Below are 18601 nucleotides of genomic sequence, written 5' to 3'. Positions count from 1 at the left end.
TTCCCGGATAGCGGGTCAGCAGGTCGATACGCGGCAGATGCGGCTCGCCGCGGAAGTTCGCCGGCCAGGAAGGTGGCGCGATGCACGGTCAGGTGACCCGACCTGCACGACATTGGCGATCGCGCGGATCGGCGACAGGCCGCGCAGCACCGACGCGATTGTCGCATCGATCTCGTGCGGCACCGCATAGCCGCCGGCATCGCCGCTGACCCCCGTGAACGCCTTCATCTCCAGCGTCGCGCCGGTTCTGACGAACCCCGCGAACGCCTCGCCCCGTTCCGCCCGCGCGCCGTCCAGCGCCGGCCTTTCGACCACGTCCATGCCGTCCTCCTTGGTTGAAACCGTCGTCAGTCGAGCCGGTCGACCCGCGCCAGCGGCTGCATCGGCACCGCCACCAGGCTCACCTCGGCGAGCGCGACGCGCAGCAGCTCGCGCCGCGCGCCCTGCCGCACCACCAGCGGCCGGTAGCCGACCGACAGGCCGGTCAGCGCACCGCTCCGCATCAGCCGCGCCACCGCCGCGTCGTCGACCTCGCCCGCGATCCGCAGGCCGTGCGCATCCTCGTCCAGCGCGACGATCCGCCCGACCGGCTCGCCATGATGGTCGCGCAGCAGCGGCACCCGCGCCGCCCCGGCGAAGGCGCCGGCGCGGAACACGTCGCCCGACCGGTCGGCGCGGTCGAACCGCGCGGCATAGCCGGCGAAGCGCAGCGGCCCGCTCACCGCACCCACGCGCCGAACCCCAGCTTCACCGCCAGCCCGGTCAGCAGCAGCGCCGCGCACCAGCCCGCCGCCGCCTTCCACGCCGAACGCTTGGCGTCGCGCCACGCGCCGATCAGCTCGCGCAGTTCGGCAAGGTCGCCGCGCGCCGCCTCGTCCGCCAGCCCCAGCCGGGTCAGCGCCCGCAGCGCGCCCAGCTCGCCCGATTCCTCGACGATCGCGCGCAGCGTCGCCAGGTCCGCCCCCTCGCGCGCCGCCTGCGCGATCAGCGTCGTCAGCACGTCGGTCATGGCAATTCTCCCGCTTGCGGATCGAGGCCGAGCAACGCGCGCTTCTCGTCGGCGGACAGGAAGTCGGCGCCCTTCACCGACGCCCACAGTTTCTGCCGGTCCTCGGCGAGCGCCGGCACCCGGTCGAGGTCGACGCGCAGCGCGCCGTCCGGGAACCAGCCCGCCAGCCCCCGCGCGATGCCGCCGAGCAGCGCGCCGGCGAGCGGCAGCACCGTCATCCGCCACACCGCCCGGTTCGCCTCGCGATAATTGGCGTGGGTCGAATCGCCCGGCAGGCCGAGCAGCATCGGCGGCACGCCGAAGGCGAGCGCGATATCGCGCGCCGCCGCCGCCTTCAGCGCGACGAAATCCATGTCGGTCGGCGACAGCGACAGCGCCTGCCAGCGCAGCCCGCCCTCCAGCAGCATCGGTCGCCCGGCATTGGCGGCGCCGGCGAAGCCCGCCTCCATCTCCGCCTTCAGCCGGTCGAACTGGTCGGGCGCCAGCGCGCCGCCGTCGCCCGGCTCGTAGACCAGCGCTCCCGACGGCCGCGCCGCATTGTCGAGCAGCGCCTTGTTCCAGCGCGCCGCGGCATTGTGGATCGCGATCCCCGGCGACGCCGCCGCCAGACAGCCCATGCCGTAATGGTCGTCGAGCGGGTTGAAGCTGCGGACGTGGATGACGTCCGGCCGCGGCCCGTCCGCCGCCAGCCGGCTGGCGCGGTCGCCGACGCGATAGCGATAGGCCGCCGGCCAGCCCGCCGCGTCCACCTCCACCGCGACGCGCTCGGGGCGCAGCGGATAGAGCGCCGCCGCGCCGCCCTCGCCGTCGCGCAGCACCTGGATGAAGGCATTGCCGTGCAGCAGCAGTTGCGCCGCCGCCGCCTCCAGCACCGCCACGCCGCCGCTGCCGGCGTCGACCAGCGCGATCATCGCGGCGTCGCCGGCCAGCGGCGCGCCGGCCACCGCCTCCGCGACCAGCTTCACCGCGCGCTGCGCGACCGGATTGGCGGCATAGCCCTCGCGCACCTGCGCCTCGTAGGAGCGCGGCCACTGGCCCGCCTCGGCGATGCTGCCGGCACGCGACAGCGCCGGCCGCGCCTCCTCGCGCGCCCGCTTCCCGAACAACCGCATGATGATCTCCTGCTTGAAGCCCCGCCCCTTCGGGGGATTGGGGATGGTGTCCCCGGGCGACGGCGTCAGTCGACGATGCCCGTCACACCGCCCGCACCGCCGCCCGCCCGCCGAGCATCAGCTCGGTCAGCGCCCAGACCAGCGCATCGGCGCGGTCGGGCGACCGGCCCGGCCCGTGATAGCCGCCGCCGGCGACCAGCCCGCACAATTCGTCCTCCAGCGCCGGAAACCGGCCGCGATGCCGCACCCTGCTGCGCTCGTAGAGCGCCGCCACCGGTTCGGCGCGCGCCACCTTGCCGCGGCTCGCCCGCACCAGCCGCACCGGCAGCGTCACGTCGGCGGCGAGCAGCACCGACCGCACCATCGCGCCGCCCTGGTTCGCCTCCGCCACCACCCGGTCGGCGCGATGCCGCGCCGCGCAGGCGGCGACCGCGCGCGCCCAGCGTTCGGGCGAACCGCCGGCGACGCTGGCATCCTCGAGCACATGGCCGATGCCGTCGCCGTCCAGCGCCACTGCGACGATGCCGCAGGCGTCGCCGCCGCTCGCCGCCTCGCCCGCTGGCGGATCGACGCCGATCACCACCCGCACCGGCTCCGGCGCCGCCTCGGTCACCGCCGCCGCCAGCATCGCCCGCGTCCACAGCGCACCGGCGATCTCGTCGACCATCTCGCCGTCCAGTTCCTGCCGGCCAAGCGCGCTGCCGCCATAGGCATCCTCCACCGCCTCGACGAAGGCATCGGGCAGGAACGGATTGTCGCGCGTGCGCCCGCGCGTCTCGACCAATCCTTTGGCGCGCATCACCCGCCGCATCAGCGGCGTCGGCCGCGGCGTCGTCGTCACCACCACGCGCGGCTGCGCCCCCCGCCGCATCCCCATCATCAGATTGTCCCAGGCGGCATCGCCGCGCCGCCATTTCGCCAGCTCGTCGCACCAGGCCGCATCATGTTCCGGCCCGCGCAACTGACCCGGCACGTCGGCCGAATAGACAAAGGCGCGGGCGCCGTTCGGCCAGCGCACCTCGCCCTTGCCGATCACATAGGTCGGCATGTGGTTCGTCTTGGCGACCGCGACCAGTCCGCTCGGCCCCTCGATCATCACCCGCCGCACATCCTCCGCGGTCGCGCCGACCAGGGCGATCCGGGCATCGCCATCGCGCGACACCGCCGTGACCCATTCTGCCCCCGCCCGCGTCTTGCCGAAGCCGCGGCCGGCGCGGATCAGCCAGATCCGCCACGGCGTGCCGGCCGGCGGTGCCTGCCCCGCCTGCGCCCAGCCATCCAGCCAGCGGTCGGCGAGCTCGCGCCGTATCGGCATCGGCAGGCTGCGCACCAGCGCGGCGCGTTCCTCGGTGGGCAGCGCCGCCAGCGCCGCGATGACGTCGACCCGCCGGCTCATGCGCCGCTCTCCTTCGCCTTGCGGGCGGCCAGCGCCGCCAGTCGCGACAGGATCGCCGCGTCCGTCTGTTCGCGGGTGGCGACCATCGGTTTCACCCCGCCCCGCTTCACCGTCCCCGCCGCCCGCGCCTCGAAATAGCTGAGCACGCGCAGCGCATCCTCCAGCACGATCCGATCGGTCTCGCCGCCCAGCACATGGCCGACGATCCGCATCTCGATCATCCGCCGTCCGGCGGCGACCGCCTCGCGCCACCGTTCGGCGAAGCGCGCGTTGACGCGATGCCGGTAATGCGCCTGCTGCTGCGGAATCCCCACCGCCCGCGCCGCCGCGCTGATGCTGCCGGTCGCCACCAACGTATCGAAGAAATCGTTCTCCATCGTCCGCGTCCAGCGAATCCAGCGCCGCCCCGCCTCCGGTCGCCGCTCCGGCACCGCCGCCGCTTCGCCCGCTGCCCCATCGTCCGGGTCCGCTGCCATGCGTCCTCTCCCATGAAAAAAGGCCGCCGCGACCGGATCGTTCGTCCGCCGCGCCGGCCTCGCCCGCACTTCCTCATTGTTCCTGTTATGTACCATATCAGCGTAACGCTGTCAAGACAAAATAACCAAACAGGTTATTCCGTGATGCTGTGCTTTGGATTGGCACGTTCACAATGCGTTAGCTGGGCGGATCGGCTCGGTTGATCGTACAGGTAACACAGAGCTGCCATTTTGGTCATTTATCGGTTGATCTCGATCGCCATTTGTCTAGCATATCAAGTTTGCTGACCAATATCTGGGAACATCGGGCTCATGCTGCTCCGGCCCGCGCCTGTTGCCCAGGTGCTCCTCGACATCGAACTGACGATCGTCCATTTGGATAATGCGTCGCGACAGCTCATTGGAGCAGGGCGGGACGATCTGATCGGCCGTGCCGTGGCTGATCTGCTGCAGCCGGCCGAAGGGCCGATGGTCGCGGCCCTGCTGGCCGCCGTCCTGGCCGATGGCATCCCGCGAACGATGGATGCGCGCTGGCGGTATCCCGATGGCAGTACCCAGCGTACCGCCACCTACGTCTCCCGGCTCGGCAACGGCCCCGACGCCCGGCTGGCATTGGCCTCGCGGCCAATCGCGGCGATTGGAACGGTGGCGACGCAATGGCAGATCGCCTCGCTGATCTTGGGCGGGCTGCGCACCGGCCGCGCGACCTTCGGAACGGACATCTTTTCCGGTCCGCCGGCGGAAATCCTGCTGATCCTGTATCTGGCAGAGGTGGAGGGGCGCAGCATGACCGCGGCCGCGATCGCCGAGACGACGGAGACCAATTGGGGCCTGACGCAACGCTGGCTGCGTGCGCTGCTCGAAAGCGGTGTGATCGAGACCGAGCGCGGCGCACCGGTCGCGCCCGACACGGCGTTACGCCTTACCGCCGATGGCGACGATCGGCTGCTGCAGATGTTGACGGCGCTCGAGTCACCGGCTCCGATCCGTCCGACCTAGGGTCGTCGGGAACGCCGGCATGACCCGCCGCACGACGCCGCGGATCAACGCGGACAGGCCACTGCCCTGCGCGTCATGCTCGGCCGGCTGCTGTTCGCCGACGGTCGGAGGGGCGATCGGGCGCCGTACCGGAGGCCCGGTTCGGTCCGCCTCGTCATAGGGGATGCGCGCCAGATCGAGCATCAAGGCGGTGACGTCGCGGCTGAGCGTATCGTGATTGTCGGCGTCGAAGGTCGTCCGCAGCGCGCGGCCGACCGGGTAGAGCTTGGCATCCTGCCGCGCCGCCAGTCCGTCCTCACCTGGGTCGAAATGCTCCGCCATGGACACCCTAGGCCTCCAGGTGTCTCAACGTACGGAATCGGCAACAGTTCACCGCCGGCGAAACCGCCGTTCCGGACCTTTCCGGCGGGACGTCGGGCTCAGCCGGCCGGCTGCTCCACCTCGTCCTGCGCCGTCGCCGCCGCACCGCTATAGCAGCGGTCGAGATAATGGTTGGCGATGATGTAATGGGCCCGCACCGCCAGCGGGTGGACGGCGCGCTGCGCCAGCTCCAGTTCGGTCTCGGCGCGGTCGTAGAAATAGCTCGTATCGTCACGCATCGTCGTACAGTCTCAATACTCTGGCAGTGCCATGCCGTGTCGCCGGCGGCGGTGCCACGAAATAGGTTAAGGGGGCCGCGGCGCCCCGCTTGCCGGTCCGGCGGCGCTACCGGCTCGCCGCGTCGGCCACCCGCGCCCAGGCGGCGATCTCGTCGTCGAAATGCTGGCGGACGATCAGGTCGCCGGCGCGCGCCGCCGCCGGGTCGACCACGATCGCGCCACGCCATTCCCAGCTGGCATTGCCCGACAGTTGCACCATCGCGTCCTCGCCGACCTCGGCGCGGACCAGCCCGCCGCGATTGAAGACGGTGAACGGCGTCGCATAAGGTAGCCGCCCGGTCAGGCAGGCGGCGAAGCTCGACGCCGCCATGGCGCTGCCGCAACTGTCGGTCAGGCCGACGCCGCGTTCGAAGGTGCGCACGAACAGATCATCGCCGCGCACCTCGACGAACGAGACGTTGGCGCGGTTGGGCAGCCAGTCCGGCGCCGCCTCGCACGTCTCGCCGACCGCGACCAGCGCCGCTTCGTCGATACGATCGGTAAAATGGACCAAATGCGGGTTGGGCATGGCGACCGCGGTATAGGCGCGCCCGTCGCCGAGCGGCGCCACCGGTTGCTCGACGATGCGCGCGTCCGCGACGCCCCGGATCGGCCAGTCGGCGATCGCCAGCCCCGCCGGGCCGGCGGTCTCGCGCACCGTATAGACGCCGTCGGCCAGATCCGCGTCGCGCTCGACCACGGCGGTCGACGTCTTCAACTGCACCGTCGCGCGGGTCAGCCTCAGCGTCTCGAACCCCATCCGCGCGACGCAGCGCAGCCCGTTCAGGCAGGTTTCCGCCTCCGAACCGTCCGCATTGAACATCCGCATCGCAAAATCGGCCGGGCTCGATGCCGCGCCGAACAGCAGCAGGCCGTCGCCGCCGACCGGGCCGCGCCGGTCGGCCAGCGCGCGGGCGATCCCGCCCCAGGCGGCGTCGTCGAGAGTCATGTCGCGTGCGTCGATCAACGGAAAGTCGTTGCCAGACCCGTGGCACTTCACGAATTCCACACGCACGCCACACATCCCGTCTCGACGGCGCATGTCGCCGTCACCCTCACCCCGGACGAACACAACGCTTGGTCCGCCCGCCCCGTTCCCTATACGTTTTCAGGGCAGCCGGTAATAGGCCGCGAGCCGGTCGAGCGCCAGCGTCAGCACCAGCCGCCCGCTCCGCGCCGGCCAGGCCAGCGCCTTTTCCGCCGTCGGCAACGACTCGCCCGCGCAGATCACCCGCCAGGCGACGTCCGCCAGCCCGTTGCCGAGATGCGCGATCGCCGCATCGAACCGCCGTTTCGCCGCGACATGGGCCAGGCCGGGCTCGCCGCCGTCGCCGTTGCCGCCGTCGACGCGCACCCGGTCCCAGCGCATCGTCACCTGCGGGCCGAGCGCCGCTCGCTCGTAATCGGCGCGCAGCCGTTCCCCCGCCTCGCACTGCCGGGCATCGACCATGCCGCGCGCGCGCAGCCACGCCAGCGGCGATTCGGCGACGTTCACCGTCACCCGCCGCCCGACCCCGATCGTCCGTTCCTCCAGAACCTGCGCCATGTCTTGCCTCCGTCATCGAGTCGGCTTGTCTCTTGCCACGCACGCATGTTTGTAGGACAGTTGAAAAACCGATCTGGTTAGGAGCTGGAAATGATCACCGCGATCCGCGACGTCCGCCGTGCCAAGGGCCTGACGCTGGAGGATGTCGCGCGCCGCTGCGTCCCGCCGACCACCGCACAGACAATCGGCCGGCTGGAGATGGGCACCCGCACGGTCTCCGTCGCCTGGCTCAACCGCATCGCCGCCGCTTTGGAGGTCGATCCCGCCGCGCTGGTGACGCTGCCCGAACGGCCGGCGCTGCCGGTCGCCGCGCGGCTCGGTCCGGACGGTGCGTCAGCCCTGCGTCATCCCGAAACCATCGCCTTGCCCGCCGCCCCGCCCGGCGGCGTCGCGATCCAGGTCGACGGCAGCATCGGCGACTATCGCGCCGGCGACATCCTGTGGTGCGCGATGCTCGCCCCCGACGCCTTCGCCACCGCGCTGCTCCACGACGTGCTGGCGCCGCTGCCCGCCGGACGCTTCGCCTTCGGCCGCCTGCTCGGGGTCGAGCCGGCCTCCGCCTATCTGCTGCCGCCAACCCCAGGGGCGAAACCGATCGCGGTCGAGCAACCGGCCTGGCTCGCCCGTCCCATCCGCCTGATGCGCGCGCTGTAGCGGCCCGTCCCTTGCCGGAGGGGCCGGGCGCCGCCGATCCGGCCGGTGGCGGCCCCGCCGATCGCCATCGTCCAGCCCCGCCGCACCCTGCTTCAGATTTGGTCCGGAATGCGCTACAGGGCCGGCCATGCTCAACCTCAACGGCATCACCGTGCGCCTCGGCGGCCGCACGATCCTCGACAATGCGTCCGCCGCGCTGCCGCCGGGCAGCCGCGTCGGCCTGATCGGCCGCAACGGCGCCGGCAAGTCGACGCTGGTCCGCGTCATCGCCGGCCTGCTCGAACCCGACAGCGGCAGCGCCGACATGCCGCGCGGCAGCCGCCTCGGCTATATCGCGCAGGAAGCGCCGTCGGGCACCGCCACGCCGTTCGACACCGTGCTCGCCGCCGATACCGAGCGCGCGGCGCTGATGATCGAATCGGAAACGTGCGAGGATCCCGACCGGCTCGGCGACGTCTATGAGCGGCTGATCGCGATCGACGCCTATACCGCGCCGTCGCGCGCCGCGCAGATCCTGCTCGGCCTCGGCTTCGACGAGGGCATGCAGCAGCAGCCGCTCGACAGCTTCTCCGGCGGCTGGAAGATGCGCGTCGCGCTCGCCGCGCTGCTCTTCTCGCAGCCCGACGTGCTGCTGCTCGACGAACCGTCCAACCACCTCGATCTCGAAGCGGTGATGTGGCTCGAGGATTTCCTCAAGAGCTACCGGGCAACGATCGTCGTGGTCAGCCACGAACGCGACTTTCTCAACAACATCGTCGACCACATCCTCCACCTCCAGGGCGGCAAGATCACCCTCTATCCGGGCGGCTACGACAGCTTCGAACGCCAACGCGCCGAACGCATGGCGCAGCTCGCCGCGGCCAAGGCGAACCAGGATGCGCAGCGCGCCAAGCTGCAGGATTACATCGCCCGCAACTCCGCCCGCGCCTCCACCGCCAAACAGGCGCAGAGCCGGCAGAAGATGCTGGCGAAGATGCAACCGATCGCGGAACTCGCCAACGATCCATCGCTCAGCTTCGACTTCCCCGATCCGCAGGCGTTGCGGCCGCCGCTGATCACGCTCGACCTCGCCAGCGTCGGCTATTCCGAGGTGCCGATCCTGAAGCGGCTCAACCTGCGCATCGACCCGGACGACCGGATCGCGCTGCTCGGCCGCAACGGCAACGGCAAGACGACGCTCGCCCGGCTGCTCGCCGCGCAGCTCACGCCGCAGGAGGGCAGCATGGCGGCGTCGGGCAAGATGAAGGTCGGCTATTTCACCCAATATCAGGTCGAGGAACTCGACAGCGACGACACACCGCTCGCCCATATGACCCGCGTCATGAAGGGTGCGACGCCGGCCGCCGTACGCGCGCAATTGGGCCGATTTGGTTTCTCCGGCGATCGGGCGACGGGCCAGGTCGGTAAGATGTCGGGCGGCGAAAAGGCCCGGCTGGCGTTGGCGCTGATCACCCGGGACGCGCCGCATCTGCTGATCCTCGACGAGCCGACCAACCACCTCGACGTCGACGCGCGCGAGGCGCTGGTCCAGGCCCTCAACGGCTATACCGGTGCCGTGATCCTGGTCAGCCACGATCGGCATATGGTCGAGATGACCGCCGACCGGCTGGTCCTGGTCGACGCCGGGACCGCCAAGGAATTCGACGGCAGCCTCGACGATTACATCGCCTTCATCCTCGCCGGCGACGCCAAGCCGGGCGAGGGCAAGGCGGCGAAGAAGGAAGCCAAGGCCGCCGCGCGCAACCGCGAGGCGGAAAAGCAGCACCGCAAGATGCTGCGCGATGCGGAGGCGGAGACCGCGAGGCTCACCGCCGAACGCAATGCCGTCGACGCGGCGATGTTCGATCCGAAGACGGCGGCGCCGACCCTTGCGAAACTCACCATGACGGAGCTGATGAAGCGGCGTGCCGATCTGCAGGCGCAGATCGAGGCGGCCGAGGCCAAGTGGCTGGAGGCGAGTGAGGCCCTCGAACTCGCCGCCTGACGACGGGCGGCCGGGGGGATCGATGCGGCACGAAAGGTGGACGGCGCATAGCCGCCGATCGGCGTCTTTTGTGCTGCCTTGCCGTCTCGCGACCTGCTGACGGGCGCGATCATGCTGGTGGCGTGCGCCGAAATCCCCCGTCTGCGGGGAGGCTGTATGCCGGCGGCTTGATGGAGGGGACTCCCGTCCGATGTGGTGCTGTTGTCCTCAATCTATTGGTCTCCCGCTCGTAGCCAGCCGGTGACGAACGATGCCAATCGAGCGCAGCTGATCCGGTCCTCGGCGACGGTGCCCGCAGCGAAATAGCCCAGTGTGCTCGCGGGCACTGAAGCGGCCGCGAGTCCCGCCTGTCGATGCCAGACACAGCTGATCATACTCGTTTCGGCTGGAACCTGTGCTCGCAGAGCTGTCCTACAAGCATGGCCGTTGGTATTGGTGATGTGGCGCAGGGACCGGCCTTGTGAGGCAGCGAAAGTTGCAATCACGACAGCCGGGGCGGTCGCCGCTCGGTCCACGACGTCCCAAGGCCGAAGCCCGTGATGTCGGTGGATGGCGACGATCGCGAATTGGTCGACATGCGTCGTACCCGAGCGCTATCAGTGGGTCCCGCTCTTTGACATCGTGCGGTGAATAGACCAGCGATCACGCGGGCGCGGTCATCCACTCGCCGCTCCGCCGCCGGCTAGAAATCTGTTTATTACAATTACATAGCTGCGCGGGGCCAACTTCCCCTATGCCGGTGCAACCCGGCGTGTCGACGCACTTGTGTTTGGCCGTGCCACCCCAGAAACGTGTGAGACTTTTGAGACCTTCCGGTATTAAGATACCACAAGGCAACCAGTTGGTTGCGTAAAAAGGGTGGTAGGCATCTTCGAGGTTGCGCATGCAGTCGGCAGCCGTCGGGTTGCGGATCGGACAAATTCATGCAACCTCTTGCTTGCATGAACCGCCCTGCGCCGGCCCTGATCTTCGCTGCTTTAGGTGACGCAACTCGCCTGTCGCTGCTCGTCGCGCTACGCAGCGGCGGAACGCGATCGATCGCGCGGCTGGCTGCCGCCACGGCCATGACACGGCAGGCGGTGACCAAGCATCTGCAGGTGCTCGAACGTGTTGGCCTGCTGCATGTCGAGCGGCATGGCCGCGAAACGCACTATATTTATCGTCCGGAGGCCTTGGATGGCGCCCGTGCCTATCTGGACGCCATCGGGGGGCGCTGGGACGCGGTACAGGCGGCGGTCCGTCCGACGGTCGCCGACTAAAGGTCAGCCCTCGGCCGCATCCTCGCTCGTCGTCTCGCCTGCCGCAGGACGCTCGAACCACGCCTCGACCGGACCGCTCAGCTTGATCGTCAGCGGGCGGCCATGGCGATCCATCTTCTTGCCGAGCGCAACGCGGATCCAGCCTTCGGAGATCGAATATTCCTCCACGTCGCGACGCTCGGCCCCCTTGAAGCGGATACCGATGCCGCGCTCCAGCACGGGCTGATCGAAATACGGGCTCGACGGGTCGGTCGACAGGCGGTCAGGGGGCGTATCGGTCATGATGCCTGTGCGCTTAGCGGCTCCCACCGCGCCCCTCCACACAAAAAAAGCGGCGCCGGAAACCGGCGCCGCTCCTTGCGTGACTGCGAATCTACGCGCTCAATAGCCGTAGTAATAGTCGCGATAGACCACCGGCGGGGGCGGCGGCGGCGCATAGTAGCGCTCGCGATAGACGACCCGCGGCGGGGGCGGCGGCGCGTCGTAATAATTATAGTAGCGCCGATCGTAATAGCGGTCGCGATTGGAATCCGCGATCGCCGCACCCAGGCCGAGGCCGACGATGCCGCCGAGCAATGCGCCCGCCGCTACATTGCCGCCGCGGTCGTAATGACGGTAGCCGCCATAGCCACCATAACGCCCCCAACGCTGCGCGTCGGCGGGAGCCGCCGCGGTCAGCGCGGTCGCCGCCAGGGCGAAGCCAAGACCCGCTTTCTTCAGCAATCCGTTCATCTCTCGAACCTCCTCATACGCCAACGCCCGGTCCGCTTGGTGGGAAAACGCACAAGGGTGCGAGCGTGTTGCGATGCTGTGGCCGATTCGCGCTGAACAGAGCCGGAATGCGTCGTTAAGCAGCGGTTTAGTCGGTCCGGCTGCGCCGCGGCTCTAACGATCGCAACGTTAATCTCCATTCATAATACCGACATAATCCGCGCCTAGCGCCGGCCGCAGCCGCGGGGGCGGACACCATAGCAGCCGGTATCCGTCCGCGATCGCGGTTACGCGCGGACCGAGCGGGGCGCCCCTTTGCGTGCAGTACAAGGGGAAAAAGATCGTGAACCATCGCCACCTGTTGAAGACCGCGCTGCTGGTCAGCGCCGCGACCCTCGCCGCACCTGCTTTGGCCCAGACGGCTCAGCCGGGCGCCGACCGCGCCGAGGCCGTGGAGCAGACGCAGACCGCCGATAGCGGCGATCTCGGCGACATCGTCGTCACCGCCGAACGCCGGTCGGAAAACCTGCAGCGCGTGCCGCTGTCGGTAGCGGTGGTGAACGGCGGCGATTTGCGCGCCTTTCAAGCGGGTGGCGAGGACACGCTGGCCTTGTCCGGGCGCGTTCCCGGCCTCTATGCCGAAACCACCACCGGCCGGATCTTCCCGCGCTACTATATCCGCGGCCTCGGCAACATCGACTTCTATCTCGGCGCCTCGCAGCCTGTTTCGATCATTCAGGACGACGTCGTGCTCGAACACGTCGTGCTGAAGTCGAACCCGGTCTACGACGTCGCCCAGGTCGAGGTGCTGCGCGGGCCGCAGGGTTCGCTGTTCGGCCGCAACACCACCGCCGGCATCATCAAGTTCGACACGATCCGCCCCAGCCAGGAATGGCAGGGCCGCGTCGCCGCGTCGGCGGGCGAATACGGCACCTTCACCTATGACGCCGGTGTCGGCGGCCCGCTGGTCACCGACAAGGTCGCCTTCCGCCTGTCGGGCCTGATCCAGCATCGCAACGACTGGGTCGACAATACCTTCACCGGCACCAGCGCCGACGGCACCTCGACGCCGCTGAAGAACGCGATGGGCGGCTTCACCGAAAAGGACGCGCGCCTCCAGATCCTGCTGACGCCGACCGAGGCGTTCACCGTCAACGTCTCGGGCCATGCGCGCGGCTACGAAGGCACCTCGACGCTGTTCCACCGCGCCGCGCTGAAGAAGGGGTCGAACTCGGTCGACGCCGAGCCGCGCGACCGCGTCGCCTATGACGAGGCCAAGAACAATCCGCAGAATTACGACACCTATGGCTGGTCGGTGAACGGCTCCTATGATTTCGGCGCCGCGACGCTGACCTCGATCAGCGCCTATGAGACGACCTCGGGCTTCAGCCGCGGCGATACCGACGGCGGCGCGGCGGCGAACTTCCCGGTCAACGGCGTCGCCAACGGCTTCGGCCAGAGCCAGGGCAACGTCCGCGCGCTTGGCCAGTATACGCAGGAAGTGCGCCTCGCCTCGCCCGGCGATCTGCGCTTCACCTGGCAGGTCGGCGGCTTCTACTTCAACCAGAACGACACCACCGACTTCTACCAGCGCGCCTTTTTTCTGACCACCGCCGCGCGCAACCCCAACAATTGGGTGCGCCTGCACAACGTCAACACCAGCTGGGCGGCGTTCGGTCAGGCGAGCTTCAAGGTAACGCCGGACTTCACGATCACCGCCGGGGCGCGCGAGACCAACGACACCAAGAAGACGACGCTGCTCAAGACCGCGAACACGATCGCCAACGTCTCGACCTACACCGGTCGCCGCTATGTCCGCCTCTCGGACACGACGCCCAGCTGGGACGTCTCGGCGCTCTATCAGATCGACCCGAACGACAGCGTCTATGCGCGCGTCGCGCGCGGCTTCCGCGGGCCGACGATCCAGGGCCGTTCGGCGGTGTTCAACTCGGACTTCACCACCGCCAACAGCGAGACGATCACCTCGTACGAGATCGGGTCGAAGGGGATCTTCCTCGACGGCCGCCTGCGCCTCAATTCGTCGCTGTTCTATTACACGGTCAACGACATCCAGCTGAACGGCAACGACGTCAACGGCAACGGCGTGCTGTTCAACGCCGACAAGGCGGAGGCCTATGGCGTCGAGATTGACGCCGAGCTGCGCCCGGTGCGCAACCTGACGGTGACGCTCGGCGCCAGCGCGCTGCATTCGGAGATCAAGGACAAGCGCGTCTATGCGCAGGTCTGCGCGCTCAACGGCGTCGTGGTCTGCACCGTGCTCGACCCGACGATCAAGGTCGGCGCCAACACCTTCGCGCAGATCGACGGCAATCCGCTGCCCAATGCACCGACGTGGAACGTCAACGCCACCGCGCGCTACGACGTGCCGCTCGCCAGCGGCGCCAAGCTGTTCGCGGCGACCGACTGGAACGTGCAGGGCTACACCAATTTCGTGCTCTACCGGACGCGCGAATTCTACGCGAAGGGCAATTTTGAGGGCGGTTTGCGCCTCGGTGTCACCAGCGCCGACGACAAGTACGAGGTGGCGGCCTTCGCCCGCAACATCACGAACGAGAAGAACCTCAAGGGCGTGATCGAAAACTATATGGCCGCCGTGTTCAACGAGCCGCGCGTCATCGGCGTCTCGGTCAGCGGCCGGTTCAAGTAATCCTCAAGGCTTCTACGCACGCAGGAGCCCAGGGTCCGAAGCGACAAGGCTGGCGGCTCTGGGTTCCCGCTGCCGCAGGAGCAGCCGAGACCCAAAGAAAAAGGGCCGGTGGAGCAATCCACCGGCCCTTTCCATTAACCCGAAGACGACGGCTCAGGCCGCCTGCTTGGCCCGGCTGGCACGCTTGCGCTCATGCGGGTCGAGGTGGCGCTTGCGCAGCCGGATCGACTTGGGCGTGACTTCGACCATCTCGTCGTCGTCGATATAGGCGATCGCCTGCTCCAGCGTCATCTTCTTCGGCGGGGTCAGGCGGATCGCATCGTCCTTGCCGCCGCTCGCACGGAAGTTCGTCAGCTGCTTCGCCTTCATCGGATTGACCTCAAGGTCGTCCGTCTTGGCGTTCTCGCCGATGATCATGCCCTCGTAGAGCGCCTCGCCGTGACCGACGAACAGGATGCCACGCTCTTCGAGCGGCCCGAGCGCATAGCCCTGCGCCTCACCGGCACCGTTCGAGATGAGGACGCCGTTCTTACGGCCCTCGATATTGCCCTTGTGCGGGCCGTACTTCTCGAACAGCCGGTTCATGATGCCGGTGCCGCGCGTGTCGGACAGGAACTCGCCGTGATAGCCGATCAGGCCACGGCTCGGCGCGGAGAAGGTGATGCGCGTCTTGCCGCCACCGCTGGGCCGCATATCGGTCATCTCGGCCTTGCGCTGGTTCATCTTGTCGACGACCGTGCCGGAGAATTCCTCATCGACGTCGATCACGACGGTTTCGTACGGCTCAGTCTTTTTGCCGTTCTCGTCTTCGCCGAACAGTACGCGCGGACGGCTGATGCCGAGCTCGAAGCCCTCGCGACGCATCGTCTCGATCAGCACGCCGAGCTGAAGCTCGCCACGGCCGGCGACTTCGAAGCTGTCGCGGTCGTCGCTTTCGGTCACCTTGATCGCGACGTTCGATTCCGCCTCGCGCATCAGGCGGTCGCGGATCATGCGGCTGGTCACCTTGCTGCCTTCGCGGCCCGCCATCGGCGAATCGTTGACGGCGAAGCGCATCGACAGCGTAGGCGGATCGATCGGCTGCGCCTTGATCGGGGTCGAGACGCTGACGTCAGCGATCGTGTTGGCGACGGTCGCGACGGTCAGGCCGGCGAGGCTGATGATGTCGCCCGCCTGCGCTTCCTCGACCGGCACGCGCTCAAGGCCGCGGAACGACATGATCTTCGACGCGCGGCCGGTCTCAATGACGTTGCCGTCGGCGTCGAGCGCGTGGATCGCCTGGTTGAGCTTCAGCGTACCGGTGTTGACGCGGCCGGTCAGGATGCGGCCAACGAAATTGTCGCGGTCGAGCAGGGTGACGAGGAAGCTGAACGGCGCGTCCAGATCGACCTTCGGCGCCGGCACGTGGCTGACGATCAGCTCGAACATCGGCGTCAGCGTGCCTTCGCGCGCGTCCATGTCGGTCGAGGCATAGCCGTTGCGGCCCGAGGCGTAGAGCACCGGGAAGTCGAGCTGCTCGTCATTGGCGTCGAGCGACACGAACAGGTCGAACACCTCGTCAAGCACCTCCTGGATGCGGGCGTCGGCACGGTCGACCTTGTTGACGACGACGATCGGCTTCAGGCCCAGCGCCAGCGCTTTGCCGGTGACGAACTTGGTCTGCGGCATCGCGCCTTCAGACGAGTCGACCAGCAGGATGACGCCGTCGACCATCGACAGGATGCGCTCCACCTCGCCGCCGAAGTCGGCGTGGCCGGGCGTGTCGACGATGTTGATGCGCGTGCCCTGCCATTCGACCGAGGTCGGCTTGGCGAGGATGGTGATGCCGCGCTCCTTTTCGAGGTCGTTCGAATCCATTGCGCGTTCCTCGACGCGCTGGTTGTCGCGGAAGGTGCCGGACTGGCGGAACAGCTGGTCGACGAGCGTGGTCTTGCCGTGATCGACGTGCGCGATGATCGCCACGTTGCGGAGGCTCATGGGAAATCCTGATCGGGTAGAGGGAAGTTCGCGCGCCCATAGCCGAATTGTTGGGTCGCGGGAAGGGCGGCGGGATTTCCCCTTGGAACGCGCCGGCGTGTTATCTACATGATACACTTGAACACCGTCGCCAACACCGGCACATTGGCGGCGCGCTTCTACGAGGAACGACGATGGCCACTACCGCCGACACGCTGACCCCCGAGAAGGATTTGGTGCTGACGCCGCCCGATCCGGTGCCGACGGTGCAGGCGGAGCGCGCCGCCGGGCTGGTGCCGATCGACGACACCAAGAAGACGCAGCTCGAGCAACGCGTCGACACCTTCGTCCGCGATCTCGTCGCCGAAGACGTCAACAGCCCCGAGTTTGGCAAGCGCGTCGATGCGATTACCGCCATGGGCGCCAAGGAAATTCGCGAGGCGGCGGGCCAGTCCAACCGCTTCCTCGACCGCCCGATCCGCGCGATGGACAAGGACACCGGCGTCGGCGCCGACCTGGCGCAGCTGCGCCGCGTGATTGAGGATCTCGATCCGGGTAAGAAGGGGGCGCTGTCCGGGCCGAAGAAGATCTTCGGCGTGATCCCCTTCGGCTCCAAGATGCGCGATTATTTCGACAGCTACAAATCGTCGCAGACGCACATCAGCTCGATCCTGAAGAGCCTGGCGTCGGGCAAGGACGAGCTGCTGATGGACAATGCCGCCATCGACACCGAGCGTGCCAATCTGTGGGGCGCGATGGGCCGGCTGGAACAGATGATCCATCTGTCCAAGGCGATGGACGCCAAGCTGGAAGAGACCGCCAACGACCTCGACCACACCGATCCCGCCAAGGCCAAGGCGATCCGCGAGACCGCCTTGTTCTACACGCGCCAACGCACGCAGGACCTGCTGACTCAGATGGCGGTGACGGTGCAGGGCTATCTGGCGCTCGACCTCGTCAAGAAGAACAACGTCGAGCTGATCAAGGGCGTCGACCGCGCCTCGACCACCACCGTCTCCGCGCTACGCACCGCGGTGACGGTGGCGCAGGCGCTGACCAACCAGAAGTTGGTGCTGGAAAGCATCACGCAGCTCAACACCACGACCGCCAACATCATCGATTCGACGGGCAAGTTGTTGCGGTCGAACACCGCGGCGATCCACGAACAGGCCGCGGCCTCGACCATCCCGCTCGAAACGCTGCAGCGCGCCTTCCAGAACATCTACGACACGATGGACGCGATCGACACGTTCAAGGTCAAGGCGCTCGATTCGATGAAGACCACGGTCAACGCGCTCGGCAATGAGGTGGAGAAGTCGAAGGGCTATATCGCCCGCGCCGAGGGCGCGACGCAGGGCGCGTTGAAGGGACCGAGCGACCAATATCGCCTGGAATCGTTGTAACACCGCGATGACCGAAGTCGACGAACAGATCGCCCGTGCCCGCGCCACGATGGCGCGGATCAGCCAGGATTATGGCGGGCCGGCGCGTGACCAGCTCCGTGAGCAATATCGGGTCCACGGCAAGCGGCTGAAGCGCAAGGCGATCGGCGCCGGCCAGCGGCTCGCCTTCATCGCCATCGTCAACGCGATCATCCTGATCGCGGCGGGAGCGGCCGGCATGGTCTTCCCGCTCGGCATCTTCGGCGCGCTCGGCGTGCTGCTGCTGATGGTCGCGGCGACGCTGCTGATCGCCATGGCGCCCGCCGCCCGCGCGCCCAGCGAGAAGAGCCTGCGCGAGGTCGACATCAAGGCTCTGCCGGCCAAGACCGAGCGCTGGCTCGATGCGCAGCGTCCCGCGCTGCCACCACCGGCCCGCGCCCTCGTCGATCAGATCGGCCTCCGACTGGAGACTCTGTCGCCGCAGCTCGGCCGACTGGAGGGGCGCGACGAGGAAGCCTATGAGGTGCGCCGCCTGATCGGCGAACAGCTGCCCGCCTTCGTCAATGATTACGCGCGGGTGCCGGAGCCGTTGCGCAAGGTCGAGCGCAACGGGCGCACTCCCGATGCGGAGTTGGTCTCCGGTCTCAAGCTGATCGAGCAGGAGATCGCCGACATGACCCGGCGGCTGGCGCAGGACGATCTCGACAGTCTGGCGACGCGGGGCCGTTATTTGGAGGTGAAATACCGCGGCGACGAGGCCCCGCCCGCCGCCTGAGGCTTGCCACAACGTTCTTCCTATGTTCCAGATCGC

At 68.3% G+C, this 18601-nt stretch carries 20 protein-coding genes; 7 read left to right on the top strand and 13 right to left on the bottom strand.

Features of this window, described 5'->3' with window-relative positions:
- Positions 1–15: 15 nt before the first annotated feature.
- The 6 genes from D9601_RS12320 to D9601_RS12295 all read right to left on the bottom strand — a co-directional run bounded on the left by D9601_RS12320 (position 16) and on the right by D9601_RS12295 (position 3993).
- Positions 16–321 carry a phage major capsid protein gene (locus D9601_RS12320; protein ID WP_198354279.1) on the bottom strand — a complete coding sequence of 102 codons (306 nt, stop codon included), beginning with the start codon at positions 319–321 and terminating at the stop codon, positions 16–18.
- 26 nt (positions 322–347) lie between these two features.
- Entirely contained in the window at positions 348–722 is a 375-nt protein-coding gene (locus D9601_RS12315; protein WP_332837987.1) for an HK97 family phage prohead protease, read from the bottom strand.
- Positions 719–1009: a DUF6127 family protein gene (locus tag D9601_RS12310; RefSeq protein ID WP_198354278.1), complete on the bottom strand. Its 291-nt coding sequence runs from the start codon at positions 1007–1009 to the stop codon at positions 719–721. The genes D9601_RS12315 and D9601_RS12310 overlap by 4 nt, the downstream gene beginning before the upstream one ends.
- Positions 1006–2121, bottom strand: coding sequence for a phage portal protein (locus tag D9601_RS12305; protein ID WP_198354277.1), 1116 nt, complete (start codon positions 2119–2121; stop codon positions 1006–1008). The genes D9601_RS12310 and D9601_RS12305 overlap by 4 nt, the downstream gene beginning before the upstream one ends.
- A gap of 82 nt (positions 2122–2203) precedes the next feature.
- Positions 2204–3517, bottom strand: coding sequence for a DNA-packaging protein (locus tag D9601_RS12300; RefSeq protein WP_198354276.1), 1314 nt, complete (start codon positions 3515–3517; stop codon positions 2204–2206).
- Entirely contained in the window at positions 3514–3993 is a 480-nt protein-coding gene (locus D9601_RS12295; protein WP_198354275.1) for a hypothetical protein, read from the bottom strand. Before D9601_RS12295 ends, D9601_RS12300 begins: the two co-directional genes overlap by 4 nt.
- A 312-nt stretch (positions 3994–4305) precedes the next feature.
- On the opposite strand from D9601_RS12295, the gene D9601_RS12290 reads away from it, so the two are divergent.
- The gene (locus D9601_RS12290; protein WP_198354274.1) at positions 4306–4992 is read left to right on the top strand and encodes a PAS domain-containing protein; all 687 of its coding nucleotides are present in this window, start codon (positions 4306–4308) and stop codon (positions 4990–4992) included.
- On the opposite strand, the gene D9601_RS12285 is transcribed toward D9601_RS12290, so the two are convergent.
- The 4 genes from D9601_RS12285 to D9601_RS12270 form a co-directional block, all read right to left on the bottom strand.
- The gene (locus tag D9601_RS12285) at positions 4966–5313 is read right to left on the bottom strand and encodes a hypothetical protein (RefSeq protein WP_232474179.1); all 348 of its coding nucleotides are present in this window, start codon (positions 5311–5313) and stop codon (positions 4966–4968) included. The genes D9601_RS12290 and D9601_RS12285 overlap by 27 nt on opposite strands.
- Before the next feature lie 98 nt (positions 5314–5411).
- Complete coding sequence (locus D9601_RS12280) at positions 5412–5591, bottom strand: hypothetical protein (protein ID WP_198354272.1); 180 nt, start codon at positions 5589–5591, stop codon at positions 5412–5414.
- A 106-nt stretch (positions 5592–5697) separates the two neighbouring features.
- Positions 5698–6645: a diaminopimelate epimerase gene (gene dapF / locus D9601_RS12275; protein ID WP_198354271.1), complete on the bottom strand. Its 948-nt coding sequence runs from the start codon at positions 6643–6645 to the stop codon at positions 5698–5700.
- Positions 6646–6738: 93 nt separating this feature from the next.
- A complete protein-coding gene (locus D9601_RS12270; RefSeq protein WP_198354270.1) occupies positions 6739–7176 on the bottom strand; it encodes a DUF6456 domain-containing protein in 438 nt (145 codons plus the stop codon).
- A 90-nt stretch (positions 7177–7266) separates the two neighbouring features.
- Here D9601_RS12270 and D9601_RS12265 point away from each other — a divergent pair, with 90 nt between their 5' ends.
- The 3 genes from D9601_RS12265 (at position 7267) to D9601_RS12255 (ending at position 11073) form a co-directional block, all read left to right on the top strand.
- On the top strand, positions 7267–7830 hold the full coding sequence (locus D9601_RS12265) for a helix-turn-helix domain-containing protein (protein ID WP_198354269.1): 564 nt from the start codon (positions 7267–7269) through the stop codon (positions 7828–7830).
- 127 nt (positions 7831–7957) lie between these two features.
- On the top strand, positions 7958–9814 hold the full coding sequence (locus tag D9601_RS12260; protein ID WP_198354268.1) for an ABC-F family ATP-binding cassette domain-containing protein: 1857 nt from the start codon (positions 7958–7960) through the stop codon (positions 9812–9814).
- A gap of 941 nt (positions 9815–10755) precedes the next feature.
- Positions 10756–11073, top strand: coding sequence for an ArsR/SmtB family transcription factor (locus tag D9601_RS12255; RefSeq protein ID WP_232474074.1), 318 nt, complete (start codon positions 10756–10758; stop codon positions 11071–11073).
- A gap of 3 nt (positions 11074–11076) precedes the next feature.
- Here D9601_RS12255 and D9601_RS12250 read toward each other — a convergent pair whose 3' ends face one another.
- Together D9601_RS12250 and D9601_RS12245 are read right to left on the bottom strand one after the other, a co-directional pair.
- Positions 11077–11355 carry a DUF3297 family protein gene (locus D9601_RS12250; RefSeq protein WP_198354266.1) on the bottom strand — a complete coding sequence of 93 codons (279 nt, stop codon included), beginning with the start codon at positions 11353–11355 and terminating at the stop codon, positions 11077–11079.
- A 99-nt stretch (positions 11356–11454) separates the two neighbouring features.
- A complete protein-coding gene (locus D9601_RS12245; RefSeq protein WP_198354265.1) occupies positions 11455–11805 on the bottom strand; it encodes a hypothetical protein in 351 nt (116 codons plus the stop codon).
- Positions 11806–12127: 322 nt separating this feature from the next.
- Between D9601_RS12245 and D9601_RS12240 the strand changes: the two genes are divergently transcribed.
- Positions 12128–14452, top strand: a complete 2325-nt coding sequence (locus tag D9601_RS12240; RefSeq protein WP_443024735.1) for a TonB-dependent receptor — start codon at positions 12128–12130, stop codon at positions 14450–14452.
- A gap of 153 nt (positions 14453–14605) precedes the next feature.
- Here the strand turns inward: D9601_RS12240 and typA are convergent, their stop codons facing one another.
- Positions 14606–16429 carry a translational GTPase TypA gene (gene typA, locus D9601_RS12235; protein ID WP_198354264.1) on the bottom strand — a complete coding sequence of 608 codons (1824 nt, stop codon included), beginning with the start codon at positions 16427–16429 and terminating at the stop codon, positions 14606–14608.
- Positions 16430–16602: 173 nt separating this feature from the next.
- Here typA and D9601_RS12230 point away from each other — a divergent pair, with 173 nt between their 5' ends.
- A complete protein-coding gene (locus D9601_RS12230) occupies positions 16603–17811 on the top strand; it encodes a toxic anion resistance protein (protein WP_198354263.1) in 1209 nt (402 codons plus the stop codon).
- A 7-nt stretch (positions 17812–17818) separates the two neighbouring features.
- Positions 17819–18565 (top strand): hypothetical protein, encoded by a 747-nt coding sequence (locus D9601_RS12225; RefSeq protein ID WP_198354262.1) that lies wholly within the window; start codon positions 17819–17821, stop codon positions 18563–18565.
- The last annotated feature ends 36 nt before the right edge of the window (positions 18566–18601 follow it).

Origin of the sequence: Sphingomonas sp. MA1305 (assembly GCF_016107325.1) — a bacterium.
GTDB lineage: Bacteria > Pseudomonadota > Alphaproteobacteria > Sphingomonadales > Sphingomonadaceae > Sphingomonas.
This window is presented reverse-complemented; position numbering and strand designations above follow the sequence as displayed.